General features: G+C 73.2%; 12 protein-coding genes and 1 tRNA gene. 6 read left to right on the top strand and 7 right to left on the bottom strand.

The genetic code is table 11. From position 1 onward, the window contains the following. Positions 1–259 precede the first annotated feature (259 nt). The 3 genes from ACSTA4_RS04265 (at position 260) to ACSTA4_RS04255 (ending at position 3,262) form a co-directional block, all read left to right on the top strand. Positions 260–1,312, top strand: coding sequence for an SGNH/GDSL hydrolase family protein (locus ACSTA4_RS04265; RefSeq protein ID WP_444962484.1), 1,053 nt, complete (start codon positions 260–262; stop codon positions 1,310–1,312). Positions 1,313–1,444: 132 nt separating this feature from the next. Beyond that, positions 1,445–2,665, top strand: coding sequence for an acetyl-CoA C-acetyltransferase (locus tag ACSTA4_RS04260; protein ID WP_248773552.1), 1,221 nt, complete (start codon positions 1,445–1,447; stop codon positions 2,663–2,665). A gap of 345 nt (positions 2,666–3,010) precedes the next feature. After that, positions 3,011–3,262, top strand: a complete 252-nt coding sequence (locus tag ACSTA4_RS04255; RefSeq protein ID WP_248774797.1) for a DUF4287 domain-containing protein — start codon at positions 3,011–3,013, stop codon at positions 3,260–3,262. A 129-nt stretch (positions 3,263–3,391) separates the two neighbouring features. On the opposite strand, the gene ACSTA4_RS04250 is transcribed toward ACSTA4_RS04255, so the two are convergent. The 3 genes from ACSTA4_RS04250 to pruA all read right to left on the bottom strand — a co-directional run bounded on the left by ACSTA4_RS04250 (position 3,392) and on the right by pruA (position 7,260). Next, positions 3,392–4,324 carry a Bax inhibitor-1/YccA family membrane protein gene (locus tag ACSTA4_RS04250; RefSeq protein WP_444962483.1) on the bottom strand — a complete coding sequence of 311 codons (933 nt, stop codon included), beginning with the start codon at positions 4,322–4,324 and terminating at the stop codon, positions 3,392–3,394. A gap of 247 nt (positions 4,325–4,571) precedes the next feature. After that, positions 4,572–5,498 carry a proline dehydrogenase family protein gene (locus ACSTA4_RS04245; RefSeq protein WP_248773550.1) on the bottom strand — a complete coding sequence of 309 codons (927 nt, stop codon included), beginning with the start codon at positions 5,496–5,498 and terminating at the stop codon, positions 4,572–4,574. A gap of 136 nt (positions 5,499–5,634) precedes the next feature. Continuing rightward, positions 5,635–7,260 carry an L-glutamate gamma-semialdehyde dehydrogenase gene (gene pruA / locus ACSTA4_RS04240; RefSeq protein WP_130396419.1) on the bottom strand — a complete coding sequence of 542 codons (1,626 nt, stop codon included), beginning with the start codon at positions 7,258–7,260 and terminating at the stop codon, positions 5,635–5,637. 141 nt (positions 7,261–7,401) lie between these two features. Here pruA and ACSTA4_RS04235 point away from each other — a divergent pair, with 141 nt between their 5' ends. Further along, complete coding sequence (locus tag ACSTA4_RS04235; protein ID WP_444962482.1) at positions 7,402–9,237, top strand: PucR family transcriptional regulator; 1,836 nt, start codon at positions 7,402–7,404, stop codon at positions 9,235–9,237. 95 nt (positions 9,238–9,332) lie between these two features. On the opposite strand, the gene ACSTA4_RS04230 is transcribed toward ACSTA4_RS04235, so the two are convergent. From ACSTA4_RS04230 to ACSTA4_RS04215, 4 genes are all read right to left on the bottom strand, one after another. Continuing rightward, a tRNA-Leu gene (locus ACSTA4_RS04230) sits at positions 9,333–9,406 on the bottom strand. Positions 9,407–9,546: 140 nt separating this feature from the next. Beyond that, positions 9,547–10,923 carry an NAD(P)/FAD-dependent oxidoreductase gene (locus ACSTA4_RS04225; protein WP_013151134.1) on the bottom strand — a complete coding sequence of 459 codons (1,377 nt, stop codon included), beginning with the start codon at positions 10,921–10,923 and terminating at the stop codon, positions 9,547–9,549. Positions 10,924–11,268: 345 nt separating this feature from the next. Further along, positions 11,269–12,249, bottom strand: coding sequence for a Ppx/GppA phosphatase family protein (locus tag ACSTA4_RS04220; protein ID WP_444962481.1), 981 nt, complete (start codon positions 12,247–12,249; stop codon positions 11,269–11,271). Further along, entirely contained in the window at positions 12,246–12,833 is a 588-nt protein-coding gene (locus ACSTA4_RS04215; protein WP_274976229.1) for a DUF501 domain-containing protein, read from the bottom strand. Before ACSTA4_RS04215 ends, ACSTA4_RS04220 begins: the two co-directional genes overlap by 4 nt. Before the next feature lie 266 nt (positions 12,834–13,099). Here ACSTA4_RS04215 and crcB (ACSTA4_RS04210) point away from each other — a divergent pair, with 266 nt between their 5' ends. Both crcB (ACSTA4_RS04210) and crcB (ACSTA4_RS04205) read left to right on the top strand, forming a co-directional pair. Next, on the top strand, positions 13,100–13,540 hold the full coding sequence (crcB, locus tag ACSTA4_RS04210) for a fluoride efflux transporter CrcB (RefSeq protein WP_444962480.1): 441 nt from the start codon (positions 13,100–13,102) through the stop codon (positions 13,538–13,540). Then, a complete protein-coding gene (gene crcB / locus ACSTA4_RS04205; RefSeq protein ID WP_248773545.1) occupies positions 13,537–13,914 on the top strand; it encodes a fluoride efflux transporter CrcB in 378 nt (125 codons plus the stop codon). Before crcB (ACSTA4_RS04210) ends, crcB (ACSTA4_RS04205) begins: the two co-directional genes overlap by 4 nt. Positions 13,915–13,916: the final 2 nt, after the last annotated feature.

The raw sequence follows: 13,916 nt of genomic DNA, 5'->3' as shown, positions 1-13,916 counted from the left end.
CAGCGGGTTCCGCTGCCACGGGAAACCGGCTCCCCTCCCGCGGAGGACGGCCGGACCGGCCGGTGCCCGAACGCCCGGCGGGCCCCGAGCCGCCGCCCGGGGAGACGGCCGTCCGCCCCTGTCCCGCCCATGCCGGTCGTCTCACCCCGGGGCACGGATCGTGTACCGCTCAGGTACGTGATTCCGGGGTTGCCCACCGGTAACCTCGCTCGTATCCGTCCCGCCCAGGGCAGGCGGGTCCGAGCCTCGGGGGTGTCCGGTGCTGCGAGCCGCACGCGCAAGACGGATCGCCGCTGCGACCGCGTTCGGCGGCGGCGGGCTCACGCTCGTGGGCGGCGGCACCGTCGCGCTCCTCTACCTCCAGGCCAGGCTGGCCCGGCGCGCGGTCGGCTCCCCCCGCTGGGACAGGCCCGTGGTCAACGGCGTCTACGGCGAGGGCTCCGGACCGCCGATCCGCATGCTGATGATGGGCGACTCCACCGCCGCCGGGTTCGCGGTCGAGCGGGCGGACCAGACCCCCGGCGTCCTCCTGGCCTCGGGGCTGGCGGCGGCCGCCGAGCGTCCCGTGCGCCTGCGCTGCACCGCCTCCCCCGGAACCACCTCGGCCAACCTGAGCGTCCAGATCGAGCGCTCCCGAGCCCTGGAGGAGGCCACCCGCTACGACCTCGCGGTCATCTTCGTCGGCGCCAACGACGTCATCCGCCGCGTGCGCCCCAACGACGCCGTCGCACAGCTCCGCGAGACAGTCCGCCAACTGGTCGGCCACGGCACGCGGGTGGTGGTGGGCACCTGCCCCGACCTGGGCACCGTCCGGCCCATCGGCTGGCCGCTGCGCTCGGTGGCCCGCCTGGCCTCCCGACAGCTCGCCGCCGCCCAGGTCATCGCGGTCACCGAGGCCGGGGGCCGCGCGGTCTCCATGAGCGACGTGCTGGCCGACGATTTCCGGACAGACCCTGGGTCCATGTTCGGGCCTGACCGTTTTCATCCGTCAGCTCTCGGGTACTCGCAGGCCGCCTTCGCCGTCCTGCCCTCGGCCTGCGCCGCCCTGGGGCTGCTGCCCGAGCTGGACGACGCCGAGCGCAGCAGCGGCGTCCTGCCGGTGGACCGCGCGGCCGTGGTGGCCGCCCGGACCCCCGGAACGGAGGTCTCCAGGGTGGACGCCCAGGTCAGCGGGGACACACCCGGCAGGCACGGACGCTGGGCGGCGCTCGTCCGGGGCCCGTTCCACCTCCGGGGCGGCCGCGGGCGCCCGAACGGTTCGGCCGGGGTGCGCACGGCCGAGAACGCCGACCGCTCCGGGGAGGGCGGCTGAACACGGGCCCCGGGTGGCGTGCGGGGCCCCGGACGGGTTTACTGGTCAGTAACAACCGAGGCCGGAGCAGGTCGCCCGGCCCTCCGGATCCACAGCTCCACACGCAGCACCTCAACCGTTAGGGACGCAGCCATGCCCGAAGCAGTCATCGTCGCAACCGCCCGCTCCCCCATCGGCCGCGCCTTCAAGGGCTCGCTCAAGGACATCCGGCCGGACGACCTGACCACCCAGATCGTCCGCGCGGCGCTGGCCAAGGTCCCCGAGCTGGACCCGGGCAGCATCGACGACCTGATGCTCGGCTGCGGCCTGCCCGGCGGCGAGCAGGGCTTCAACATGGCCCGCATCGTGGCCGTCCAGCTGGGACTGGACACCGTCCCGGGCACCACGGTCACCCGCTACTGCTCCTCCTCGCTCCAGACCACCCGGATGGCCTACCACGCCATCAAGGCGGGCGAGGGCGACGTCTTCGTCTCCGCGGGCGTGGAGACCGTCAGCCGGTTCGTCAACGGCAGCAGCGACGACGGCGCCAACGAGAACCCGCTCTTCGACGACGCCAAGGCCCGCACCGCCAAGCGCGCCGAGGGCGGTGCCGGAACCTGGACCGACCCGCGCGAGGACGGCCAGCTGCCCGACGCCTACATCGCGATGGGCCAGACCGCCGAGAACGTCGCCCAGGCCACCGGCGTCTCGCGCCAGCGCCAGGACGAGTTCGCGGTCCGCTCGCAGAACCTCGCCGAGAAGTCCCTGGACAACGGCTTCTGGGAGCGGGAGATCACCCCGGTGACCCTGCCCGACGGCACCGTGGTCAGCACCGACGACGGCATCCGCCGCGGCACCACCTACGAGAAGGTCTCCGAGCTCAAGCCGGTGTTCCGCCCCGACGGCACCGTCACCGCGGGCAACGCCTGCCCGCTCAACGACGGCGCCTCGGCCGTGGTCGTCATGAGCGACACCAAGGCCGCCCAGCTGGGCATCACCCCGCTGGCCCGCATCGTGTCCACCGGCGTGACCGGTCTGAGCCCGGAGATCATGGGCCTGGGCCCGGTGGAGGCCTCCCGGCAGGCGCTGGCCCGCGCCAACATGGCCATGGGCGACATCGACCTGGTCGAGATCAACGAGGCCTTCGCCGCGCAGGTGCTGCCCTCCGCCGACCAGCTGGGCATCGACATCGACTCCCAGCTCAACGTCAACGGCGGCGCCATCGCGATCGGCCACCCGTTCGGCAGCACCGGCGCCCGCATCACCGGCACGCTGATCAACGGCCTGCGCTTCCACGACCGGACCTTCGGCCTGGAGACCATGTGCGTCGGCGGCGGCCAGGGCATGGCCGCCGTCTTCGAGCGCCTGAGCTGACGACCCGCGGGGCCCCGGGCCCGGAAGGCACCGCCGGAACCCCGGCGGCGCGTTCCGGGCCCTTCTCCGTGCGCGGCCCCTCCCGTGGGCCCGCGCCGAGACCGACCGCTCCCGCCTCCCGCGTCAGCGTTCCGGACGCGGAGGGCGCGACTGGCGGGCGGCCCTCCGTCTCCGGAACACGCACGAAACCCCGCCTGCCACAACAGGGTTCGTCTGGGAACCCCTTGAAGACGAACGTTCTCACACCGGCAAGGTAAAAGCTGGTGACCGGGGCTTGTCCAGAACGTGATCCTGATGCAGGGTCGCAGGTAAGTGCCACACGCCAACGCGCTGCCGGAGGTGCCCATGTCGGTGACCCACTCGCCGGAGATCCACGCCAAGCTCATCGAACGCATCCCGGTCGTCACCGGCCGGGGACTCCACGAGTGGTTCGACGCCCTCGACGGGGGGCCGGGCCTGGTGCGCTGCCAGGACCGGTCGAATTGGCTCGCCGACGAGTACGAGTTGCCCCAGTGGTACGCGCACGCCCTCGTGACGGAGTACGACCGCCGCCGCAGGAACCGCTCCATCCCCGCGCCCCGGCGCGGGAACGCCTGAGCGCGCCGCGGGCTCGCCGACCACGGCGAAGGGGCCGCCGCCCGGACGATGTGTCCGGGCGGCGGCCCCTCGCGTGGGTGTGCGGACGCCGTGGGCGGCCGCGGGAGTTCTCCGCGCGTCGGGCGCGGACTACTCCGCGAAGATCGACTTGATGATCCAGAGCAGGCGCAGGATCTCGATGTAGAGCCAGACCAGGGAGACGGTCAGGCCGAAGGCGAACTGCCAGGCGAACTTGTTGGGGATGCCGGCGTTGAGGCCCTCCTCGATGCCGCGGAACTCGATGGCCAGGGTCAGCGCGGCCAGGACCACGAACACCAGGCCGACGAGCAGGCCGAGCGGGCTGGGCTCGCGCAGGCCGATGCCGCCCGCGATGAAGAAGCTGGCCACGAAGTTGACCAGCATCAGGGCCGCGGCGCCGATGACCGCGTACGTGACGACCTTGACGAAGCCGTCGGTCACCTTGATGACGCGGAACTTGTACAGGGCGAGCATCACGGCGAACACCACGACGGTGCCCAGCACCGCCTGGGTCACGAGCGTGCCGCCCGCACCGGCGTCACCGGTGGTGACCGACAGGCTGTTGGCCAGGATCGCGGAGATGCCGCCGACGAGCAGGCCCTCCAGGGCGGCGTAACTCAGGATGGCGACGGGGTTGGTGATCTGCTTGAAGGAGATCACCAGGCCCAGCACCAGACCGCCGAGCGCGCCCACGAGGGTGAGCGCCACGGCGATGCCCGGGGCCGAGCCGAAGAGGAAGTAGTTGACGACGGCGAAGGCCGCGACCACACCGAGCGTCATGCCGGTGCGCACGACCACGTCGTCGATGGTCATCGGCTGGTTGTCGGTGCTCTGCACCGGACCGCCGGGGTAGCCCTGCTGGGGGTAGGTCTGGCCGTAGCCCTGCTGCGGGTACGGTTGTCCGTACCCCGGCTGGCCGTAGGGGCCCTGCTGCTGGCCGTAGCCGTAGCCCGGCTGGCCGTTGAACCCCTGCTGGGGGTGCCCGGCAGGACCGGCCTGCTGGAGCGCCCGCTTGAGGACGGGGTTGGAACTCCGCATCCGCATGTCTAGTCAAGACCCTTTCACGCGTGGATTGCTGCCCACAAGGTAACGTACGCTCCTCATCCGGAGTTCCACGGGCGAGGTCACTGTTCAGACACGGTGCCCCGGCCCGACCGGAGCCGGTCCGGAGCCCTCACGCGGTGCGTGGGCGCCCGCCCTCGCGGACACGCCGAGGGGCCGGCGCCCGAGGACGCCGACCCCCTGCTCCCCCGGCCCGAGCCGCCCGCGCGGCGGGGCCGTGACGGCCGCGCTAGCCGCGCGTGACCAGGGAGCGGGCGAGGAAGAGCATGTTCGCCGGACGCTCCGCCAGACGGCGCATGTAGTAGCCGTACCACTCGTCGCCGTAGGGCACGTAGACCCGCATCCGGTTGCCCTCGGCGGCCAGCCTGACCTGCTCGGCGTCGCGGATGCCGAAGAGCATCTGGTACTCGAAGCCGTCCTCGCCCCGGCCGTTGGCGGCGGCCAGCGAGCCCGCGATGGCGATCATGCGCGGGTCGTGCGTGGCCACCATCGGGTAGCCCTCGCCCTCCATCAGCACGCGCAGCGCGCGCACGTAGGCCTTGTCCACCTCGGCCTTGTCGCGGAAGGCCACCGACTCGGGCTCGTCGTAGGCGCCCTTGCACAGGCGCACGCGCGAACCGGCCCCGCTCAGGTCGCGGCAGTCGGCCTCGGTGCGGCGCAGGTAGGCCTGGAGCACCGCGCCCACGAAGGGGAAGTCCTGGCGCAGCTCGCGAAGGATGCCCAGCGTGGAGTCGGTGGTGGTGTGGTCCTCCATGTCCAGGGTCATCGTGGTGCCGACCGCCTTGGCCGCCTCAGCGATCCGGCGGGCGTTGTCCAGGGCGATCTTCTCGCCGTCGCTGTTGAGGAACTGGCCCACCGCCGAGAGCTTGACCGAGACCTCTGCGCGCTCGGCCAGACCCGCCTCGCCCAGCGCGGCCAGCAGGTCCCGGTAGGCGGTCACCGTCGCCTCGGCCTGGGCCGTGTCGGTGGTGTCCTCGCCCAGGAAGTCCAGGGTGACGTGGCGGTCCCGGGTCAGCTCCCCGACCACGGGGAGCGCTTCGTCCTGGGTGGAGCCCGCGACGAACCGCTTGACCATGGCCCGGGTGACGGGAGTGCGCTCGACGATGGTGCGGCAGGTCTGGGACCTGGCGGCGAGCAGCAGGGGTTTGCGAAGCATGGTGACCTCGGGAAAGACGTGCGCGAGCCGGTGGGCTGGCGCGGGCGGGGCGCGGCGGGGTTCGTCCCCGGCCGCGCCGGTGGATGCGGGCGGGTTCCCGGGCCCCCTCAGGACGGGAGGGGGCCCGGGCTCCTCATCAGCCCTGGTGGGGGTAGGAGGAGACCGTCGGCGCGACGAAGGTCTCCTTGATGGCGCGCGGGCTGGACCAGCGGGACAGGTTCTGCGCCGAACCCGCCTTGTCGTTGGTGCCGGAGGCGCGCCCGCCGCCGAAGGGCTGCTGGCCCACGATGGAGCCGGTCGGGCGGTCGTTGACGTAGAAGTTGCCCGCGGCGAAGCGCAGGGCCTCGCTGGCCTTGGCCACGGCGGCGCGGTCCCTGGCCAGGACGGCGCCGGTCAGGGCGTAGGCCGAGCCCTCGTCGACGACCTTGAGGACCTCGTCGAACTTCTCGTCCTCGTAGACGTGGACGGCGACGACCGGGCCGAAGTACTCGGTGCGGAACACGTCGTGGGACGGGTCGGTGCCCTCGATGATGGTGGGGCGCACGAAGTAGCCGACGGAGTCGTCGGCGGTGCCGCCCGCCAGGACGGTCAGGGTCGGGTCGGACTTGGCGTCCTCCAGGACCTTGGCCAGCTTGTCGAAGGCGCGGCGGTCGATGACGGCGCCGACGAAGTTGGACAGGTCGGTGACGTCGCCCATGGTCAGGGCCTCGGTCTCGGCGACGAGGTCGTCGCGGACCCGCTCCCACACCGAGCGGGCGACGAAGGCGCGCGAGGCGGCCGAGCACTTCTGGCCCTGGTACTCGAAGGCGCCGCGCACGATGGCGGTGCGCAGGACCTCGGGGTCGGCCGAGGAGTGGGCGACGATGAAGTCCTTGCCGCCGGTCTCGCCGACGATGCGCGGGTAGGAGCGGTAGTTGGCGATGTTCTCGCCCACGCTCTTCCACAGGTGCTGGAAGGTCCTGGTCGAACCGGTGAAGTGCACACCGGCCAGCTCCGGGTCGTTGAGGGCGACGTCGGAGACGGCGAGGCCGTCACCGGTGACCATGTTGATGACGCCGGGGGGCATGCCCGCCTCCTCCAGCAGGCGCATGGTCAGCTCGGCGGCGAACTGCTGGGTCGGGGACGGCTTCCACACGACCACGTTGCCCATCAGGGCCGGGGCGGTGGGCAGGTTGCCCGCGATCGCGGTGAAGTTGAAGGGGGTGATCGCGTAGACGAACCCCTCCAGGGGGCGCTGCTCCATGCGGTTCCACACACCCTTGACGCTCAGCGGCTGCTGGGCGATCAGGTCGCGGGCGTAGGAGACGTTGAAGCGCCAGAAGTCGATCAGCTCGCAGGCCGAGTCGATCTCCGCCTGCTGCACGGTCTTGGACTGGCCGAGCATGGTGGCGGCGTTGATGGTGGCGCGCCAGGGGCCGGAGAGCAGTTCGGCGGCGCGCAGGAGGATGGCGGCGCGGTCGTCGAAGGACATCGCGCGCCAGGCGGGGGCGGCGGCCTTGGCGGCGGCGACGGCGTCGCGGGCGTCCTCGTGGGTGGCGTTGCGCATGGTGCCCAGGACCGCGGCGTGGCGGTGCGGCTGCACGACGTCGATGGGCTCGCCGCCGCCCATACGGCTCTCGCCGCCGATGCGCATCGGCAGGTCGATGCTCCGGCTGCCGAGCTCCTCCAGCTTGGCCACGAGTTCCTCGCGCTCGGCGCTGCCGGGCGCGTAGGACAGAACGGGCTCGTTCTGGGGCAGAGGGACGTTGGTCACGGCGTCCATGGGCACCTTCCCGGTGAAGAATGTCCCTGAAACAAGCAGGGTTGGCTGATTCAACGCTCCCAGAACCGGGGCGTGCGAACCTTGTGGACCAGGCCACTCTTTGCCCGCCTTATTTGTTCTCCAGGACAAAATGGGACACACATGAGCGACGACCGCCCAGCATCCGACCCGTTCCGCGCCTCCGGCGGCGGGGCGACCCGACCGCACCGGCGGCCGGGGGTTCCGCCTGTTCAGGATGGTTCGTCCGATGACAGGACCACGGGTCTGCCCCTGCGTGGACTGCTGCTGGCCCTCGGCGACCCCGTCGTGGACGTGGCCGCCGCCCCGGACGGGCTCGATGTCCAGGTGGACAACGTCGTCATCCTCGACCCGGAGGACCGCACGGAGGTGCGCGAGGGGGACCTGGTGCTGCTGATCGGGGCCCGGGGCGCCGCCGCGCGGCGCATGGTCGGGGCGCTGGCCGAGCGCGGCGCCACGGCCGTCGCGGTCAAGACCAGCGCGCACGCGGCGCCGGAGGAGGCGCCGCCGAGCGCGGGCACGCGCCCCGGACGCCCCCGGGGTGGGGGCGGCGACGAGGCGAGGGCGCTGCGCGCCGAGGCTCAGGAGGCGGGGATCGCCCTGCTCACGGTCCGCCCCGAGGTGCGCTGGGACCAGCTGCAGTCGGTGTGCCGGTCCATCCTGGACGACGCCCGCCTGACCGCCTCGGAGGATCTGGGCGAGTCCGGCGGCGACCTGTTCTCCATGGCGCAGACCATCGCCCGGCTCACCGGCGGGCTGGTGAGCATCGAGGACGCGGCGAGCCGGGTGCTGGCCTACTCCAGCGGCGCCGAGGTGGACGAGCTGCGGCGGCTGTCGGTGCTGGGAAGGCGCGGCCCGGAGTCGTACCTGGCCCTGCTGCGCGAGTGGGGGGTGTTCGCCAAGCTGCGCGCGGGCGAGGAGGTGGTGCGGGTGGACGAGCACCCCGAACTGGGCATCAGGCGCCGGTTGGCCGTGGGCATCCACGCGGGGCGCCAGCCGCTGGGCGCGATCTGGGTGCAGGAGGGCGACCGGCCGCTGGCCGAGCACGCGGAGGAGGCCCTGCTGGGCGCGGCGCGCACCACCGCGCTGCAGATGATCCGCCAGCGCACGCAGGCCAGCGCGGGGCTGCGGCTGCGCGAGGACCTGCTGTCGAGCCTGTTGGAGGGCAGGATCGACGCCGGTGCGCTGGCCGACACCGTGGAGGTGCACGCCGACCGGGGCGCGCTGGTGGTGGCGTTCGCCCCGGTCGAGGGGGCCGAGGGCGCGGCGGAGGAGCGCCCCGACCGGCCCGAGCGCGAGTTGCGCCGCCGCCAGCTGATCGACCTGGTGTCGGTGCACACCGCGGCCTACCGGCGCGGCGCCCTGGTGACCGCGCTGGGCGGCCGGGTGTACGTGCTGCTGCCGGACCTGGCGCGCGCCCGGGAGGGGCGGCGCGGGGTGGAGCGGTCGGTGCTGGCGCTGGCCCGCAGGACGGTGGCGGCGGCGCGCGCGGCGCTGGGGCTGGAGGTGCGCGCGGCGGTGGGATCGCTGGTGGAGCGGTTGGGGGACGTGCCGGACTCGCGCGCGGAGGCGGACCGGGTCCTGGACGCGGTGGAACGCTCTCCCGACCGGGGTCCGGGCTGGGACGTGGCGACCATCTCCGACGTGCGCTCGCGGGTGCTGGTCAGCGAGACGCTGGCGCTGCTGCGCGGGGACCCGTCGCTGCGGGATCCGCGGGTGAGCCGACTGGTCGAGCACGACCGCGCGGGCGGCGCCGACCTGGTGCACTCCCTGCTGGCCTACCTGGAGGCGTTCGGGGACGCGCGGGCGGCGGCGGAGCGGCTGCACATCCACCCGAACACGCTGCGCTACCGGGTTCGCCGGGCGGCCTCGGTGAGCGGGATCGACCTGGGGGACCCCGGGGAGCGCCTGTTCACGCAGTTGCAGCTGTTGATGGAGCAGCAGGGACCGACGCGCTGAGGGACTGCCGACCGTGTCCGAGGGCAGGCGTCCACCCGCGGAAAAAAGCGACGCCTGCTCGGTGAGCAGGCGTCGTCGGAGCTGGTTGCCGTGGGTACCCCCGGTCGGACTCGAACCGACACTTGTGACCCTTTTAGGGGGCCTGCCTCTTCCATTGGGCTACGAGGGCGTGGCCCATCATACCGGGCGGGTTGATTGCCCACTTTGACTTGGCTTGGCCGCATTGGGACAGGAAGCGGCCGGCTCCCCCTCGGGGGAGCCGGCCGCTTCGCGCGCCCGTCGCGGAGGTCGCGCCGCGCCCGCGCCCGGTCAGCTGACCCGGCGGAGGCGGCCGTCCTCGATCTGCGGGTGGCTGGCCTCCTCGAATGCCTGGCGGGGCTCGGCCATCTCCGGGAGCGCGGCGTAGTCGCGGCGCAGGAAGAGGGCGAGCGTCCAGTCCGAGAGCACGCGCATCTTGCGGTTGAAGGTCGGAACCGCGAACAGGTGGTAGGACCGGTGCGCGTACCAGGCCAGGCGGCCGTTGAGCTTGATCTTGCCGAACAGCTGGGCGGCGCCCTTGTGGACACCGAGTCCGGCGACCGCGCCCAGGTTCTTGTGGCGGTAGGCCTTGGGCTCGGTGCCGCGCAGGGCGGCGATCACGTTGTCGGCCAGGACCGGGGCCTGGCGGACCGCGTTCTGGGCGTTGGGCGGGTAGTAGCCGCCGTTGCCGTCGGGCACCTGCGCGTTGTCGCCGCCCGCGAAGGCGTTCTCCACGCCGTTGACGGCCAGGTACTCGCTGGTGTCCAGGTGGCCCTTGGGGCCGAGCGGCAGGTCGCTGGCGGCCACGACCGGGCTGGGCTTGACGCCCGCGGTCCACACCAGCGTGCCCGAGTCGAACTCGGTGCCGTCGCTGAGCTTGATGTGCTGGTCGACCGCCGACTCCAGGAAGGTCTTGAGCCGGACGTCGATGCCGCGGCGGCGCAGCTGGTTGAGCGCCTTGCTGCCGACCTCGGGGCCGACCTCGGGGAGGATCTTGTCAGCCGCCTCGATGAGGTAGAACTGCACGTCCTCCAGGCCGATCGAGGGGTGGTGGCGCACGGCGTCGCGGACCATGTCCTCCAGCTCGGCGATGGCCTCGGCCCCGGCGAAGCCGCCGCCGACGAAGACGAAGTTCAGCGCCTTGCGCCGGATGGCCTCGTCGTCGGTGGAGTCGGCGATGGAGAGCTGGTCCAGGACGTGGTTGCGCAGGAAGGCGGCCTCCTCGACCGTCTTGATCCCGATGCCCCACTCGGCCAGGCCGGGGATGGGCAGGGTGCGCGAGACCGCTCCGGCGGCCATGACGAGGTAGTCGTAGGCGAGGGTCTGGGCCTCGCCGACGTTGGGCTCGTAGCGGACCGTGCGGTCGGCGTGGTCGATGCGCACGACCCTGCCGCCCAGGACGCGGACCCGCTTGAAGACCTTGCGCAGCGGGACGACCACGTGTCGGGGCGAGATGCTGCCGGAAGCGGTCTCGGGCAGGAAGGGCTGGTAGGTCATGTAGGAGTTGGGGTCGATGACGGTGATCCGCGCCTCGCCCGCTCCGAGCTTCTTCTCCAGCCGCCTCGCGGTGTACATCCCGAGGTAACCGCCGCCGACGATGAGGATGTGCGGGATCTCCGCGTCGTCCCCTCCGCCGTGTACCAGCCGGTAGTTCCTGCTCTCGGTCATCGCATTTCCGCCCTAACGGTTCTTCTGTGTGGTGCCCCTTCCCAGGGGCCGCGAGGTCGTCACGGTCTTCGGTCCCCCGCGCCGCGGTGGCGGCGGGGTACCGCCCGGGTCGGAGCGGGGTGCTTCGTCCCTTCGCTTGTGCATTCTTTCACAAGCCCCCGCCGACAGAGAAGGTTCACACCGACTCACCTTCCCACCACTTCCCGCTCCACCCTACCGACGTTTCCGCAGGTCAGGACGGTTGTGAAAGCATTCACAAGGCCCCTGGGGGGTGACACGTCTCACCCGTGGCGCCCTTGCGAGCTCCGCGGGAGACGCCTGGTCGGGCGTCTCCCGCGGGAGGCGTCACACGACCAGGCTCCAGGCCACGCCGTCGAGGATGTCGTGCTCGCTGGCCGTGAAGGAGTCGGCCCCCGTGCGAGCGAGCACCCGCGAGAGCACGAGCGCGCCCGCGCCGATGACGTCCACCCGGCCCGGGTGCATGACGCCGATCATCGACCGCTCCCGCGAGGTGGCCTTGAGCAGCTCCCCGGTGATGCGGTCCAGGTCGGCGACGCCCACGCGGGTGTGGTGGATGCGCTCGGGGTCGTACTCGGGCAGGTCCAGGGCGATACCGGCGACCGTGGTCGCGGTGCCCGCGACGCACACGACCGAGGCGGCCTCGCGCAGCGGGACCACCCGCTCGACCTCGTCCAGCGCGGCCTCGATGTCGGCGGTCGCCGCCGCGACCTCCTGCTCCGTGGGAGGGTCGCCGCGCAGGTGGCGCTCGGTCATGCGCACGCAGCCGATGTCCACCGACAGCGAAGCGCGGACCAGCTCGCCGTCGTCCCCGGACAAGGCGCCGCCCAGGACGAACTCGGTGGAGCCGCCGCCGATGTCCACGACCAGGAACGGCGGGGCCAGGTCCTCGTCCGGGCCCTCGGCCTCCAGCTCGGCGGTGGCGCCCACGAAGGACAGCTCCGCCTCGTCCAGGCCGGTGACCACCTCGGGCTCCACCCCGAGGATGTCGCGCACGCCGTCCACGAAGACCTGGCGGTTGCTCGCGTCCCGGGTTGCGCTGGTGGCGACCATGCGAACCGCGTCCGGACCCAGGGTGATGCCGTGCGCCTCGATGGCCTCGGCGTACCCGCGCAGCGCCTCGAAGGTGCGCTCCAGCGCCTGGGGCGCGAACGCCCCGGTCTCGTCCACGCCCTCGCCCAGGCGCACGATCTCCATGCGCCGGTCGACGTCGACCACCTGCACCTCGTCCTCGCCCACGTGGACGACGTCGGCGATCAGCAGCCGGACGGAGTTGGTTCCGCAGTCGATGGCCGCGACACCGCTCATGATGCGTTCCCTTCGTCGCCCCCGGGGGCGTTCTCGTCGACACACACGCACGGGCCCCTGTCCCACCAGTGCGGCAGTTCCTCCAGCGCCTCGGCGCCGAAGGGGTTGGTCCCCGGCTCGGCCAGCTCGTGGGCGACCAGCGCGTGCAGGCACTTGACCCGGGTGGGCATGCCACCGGTGCTCTGCATGCCCTCGGGCAGCGGCTCGACGCCGTCCAGGCGCGCCTGCTCGGCGCGCTCGGCCAGGTAGGACTCGTGCGCCCTGGTGTAGGCGGCCCGGAGTTCGGGCTCCTCCCCCAGGCGCTCCTGCATCCGGCGCATGCGGCCCTCGTTCTCCATCCGGCCGATGGCCGAGGCGGCGCGCGGGCACGTCAGGTAGTACAGGGTCGGGAAGGGCTCGCCGTTCTCCAGCCGGGGCGCGGTGCGCACCACGTCGGGCAGGCCGCAGGGGCAGCGGTGCGCGATCGCGCGTACACCGCGCGGCGGGCGGCCCAGTTGGAGTTCGACGGCGGCGGTGTCGCGCTCGGCGACCGGAGCGGGGCGCCCGGCGGCGTGCCCGGGCGCGGGCTGATCTGCGGAAGTCATGGCGCACCCAGCATAGGGCCGCACGCGCACCCGAAGGCGCGGGCGTCCCTGTCGCCCCTCCCGCGCGGAGCCGTCGCCGGTCCGGAGCGCCCCCGCGTCCCGCGCGTAGGATGGCGGCGCACGGGCCCCAGGCGTCCGTGGCGCCGTCCCACGGGTCGGCGCGCGGCGGTGGGGCCCGCCGTCAGCCGACCGCGACGTCCGCCGGCGGTCCCCGCGCACCGGCGTTGCGGCTCCCGCGGCCGGGGCCACGACGTGTGGGGAGGGCCATGTCCGCCGACGACCGAGCGCCCCGCTTCCGGGGCGTGGCCGCCATGGCCGGGATCGCCGCCTGCGGCGGGGCCGCGGGGGCGGTGGCCCGCCACCTGGTGGCGCAGGCCTGGCCGACCCCCGACGGCGGGCTGCCGCTGGCCACCCTGGCCGTCAACCTCGCGGGCTCGGTGCTCATCGGCGTCCTGGTCGCGGCCGTCACCGGGCCCCGGCCCGCGCCGCCCTGGGTCAGGCAGCTGCTCGGCACCGGCTTCCTCGGCGGGTTCACCACCTACTCGGCCCACGTCCTGGACACTGGCGCTCTGGCGGCCTCCGGACGGGTCGCCGAGGCCGCGGCCTACATGGCGCTCACCCTGGTCGGGGCGGTGGCCGGGACAGCCCTGGGCGCGTGGGCCACGGGGCGCGCGCTCCGCGCGCCGGCCCGCCGGAGGCGGCCGTGAACTGGGAGGTGTGGCTGGTCGGCCTGGGCGGCGGCGCGGGCGCGGCCCTGCGCTACCTGGTGGACCGGGCCGTCTCGCGCGCGGTCGGCGCGGGGCTGCCCTGGGGCACGTTCACCGTGAACGTCGCGGGCACCCTGCTGCTGGGGCTGCTGGTCGGCGCCGCGGGGGCGGCGGCGCTCTCCCCGCGGTTGTGGGCCCTGCTCTCCGTCGGGTTGTGCGGCGCGCTGACCACGTACTCGACCTTCTCCCACGAGGTCCTCTCCCTGGCCCGGGAGGGGCGCGTCCCGGCCGCCGCCGGCTACGCGGCCCTGACCGGGGGCTGCGCGCTGGTCGCGCTGGCGGCGGGGGCGTGGGCCGCGGGCGCCCTGCTCTGAGG

It is taken from the genome of Nocardiopsis sp. M1B1 (assembly GCF_052466615.1).
Note: the sequence above shows the minus strand (reverse complement) of the source record. Positions and strands in the feature narration are given on the sequence as shown.

Coding starts and splice junctions, on each gene's coding strand:
- pruA (WP_130396419.1), bottom strand. CDS start 7,260: ATGGACGCCGTGACCAACGTCCCTCTGCCCCAGAACGAGCCCGTTCTG.
- ACSTA4_RS04250 (WP_444962483.1), bottom strand. CDS start 4,324: ATGCGGATGCGGAGTTCCAACCCCGTCCTCAAGCGGGCGCTCCAGCAG.
- ACSTA4_RS04245 (WP_248773550.1), bottom strand. CDS start 5,498: ATGCTTCGCAAACCCCTGCTGCTCGCCGCCAGGTCCCAGACCTGCCGC.
- ACSTA4_RS04260 (WP_248773552.1), top strand. CDS start 1,445: ATGCCCGAAGCAGTCATCGTCGCAACCGCCCGCTCCCCCATCGGCCGC.
- ACSTA4_RS04255 (WP_248774797.1), top strand. CDS start 3,011: ATGTCGGTGACCCACTCGCCGGAGATCCACGCCAAGCTCATCGAACGC.
- ACSTA4_RS04225 (WP_013151134.1), bottom strand. CDS start 10,923: ATGACCGAGAGCAGGAACTACCGGCTGGTACACGGCGGAGGGGACGAC.
- ACSTA4_RS04215 (WP_274976229.1), bottom strand. CDS start 12,833: ATGACTTCCGCAGATCAGCCCGCGCCCGGGCACGCCGCCGGGCGCCCC.
- ACSTA4_RS04235 (WP_444962482.1), top strand. CDS start 7,402: ATGAGCGACGACCGCCCAGCATCCGACCCGTTCCGCGCCTCCGGCGGC.
- crcB (WP_444962480.1), top strand. CDS start 13,100: ATGTCCGCCGACGACCGAGCGCCCCGCTTCCGGGGCGTGGCCGCCATG.
- ACSTA4_RS04220 (WP_444962481.1), bottom strand. CDS start 12,249: ATGAGCGGTGTCGCGGCCATCGACTGCGGAACCAACTCCGTCCGGCTG.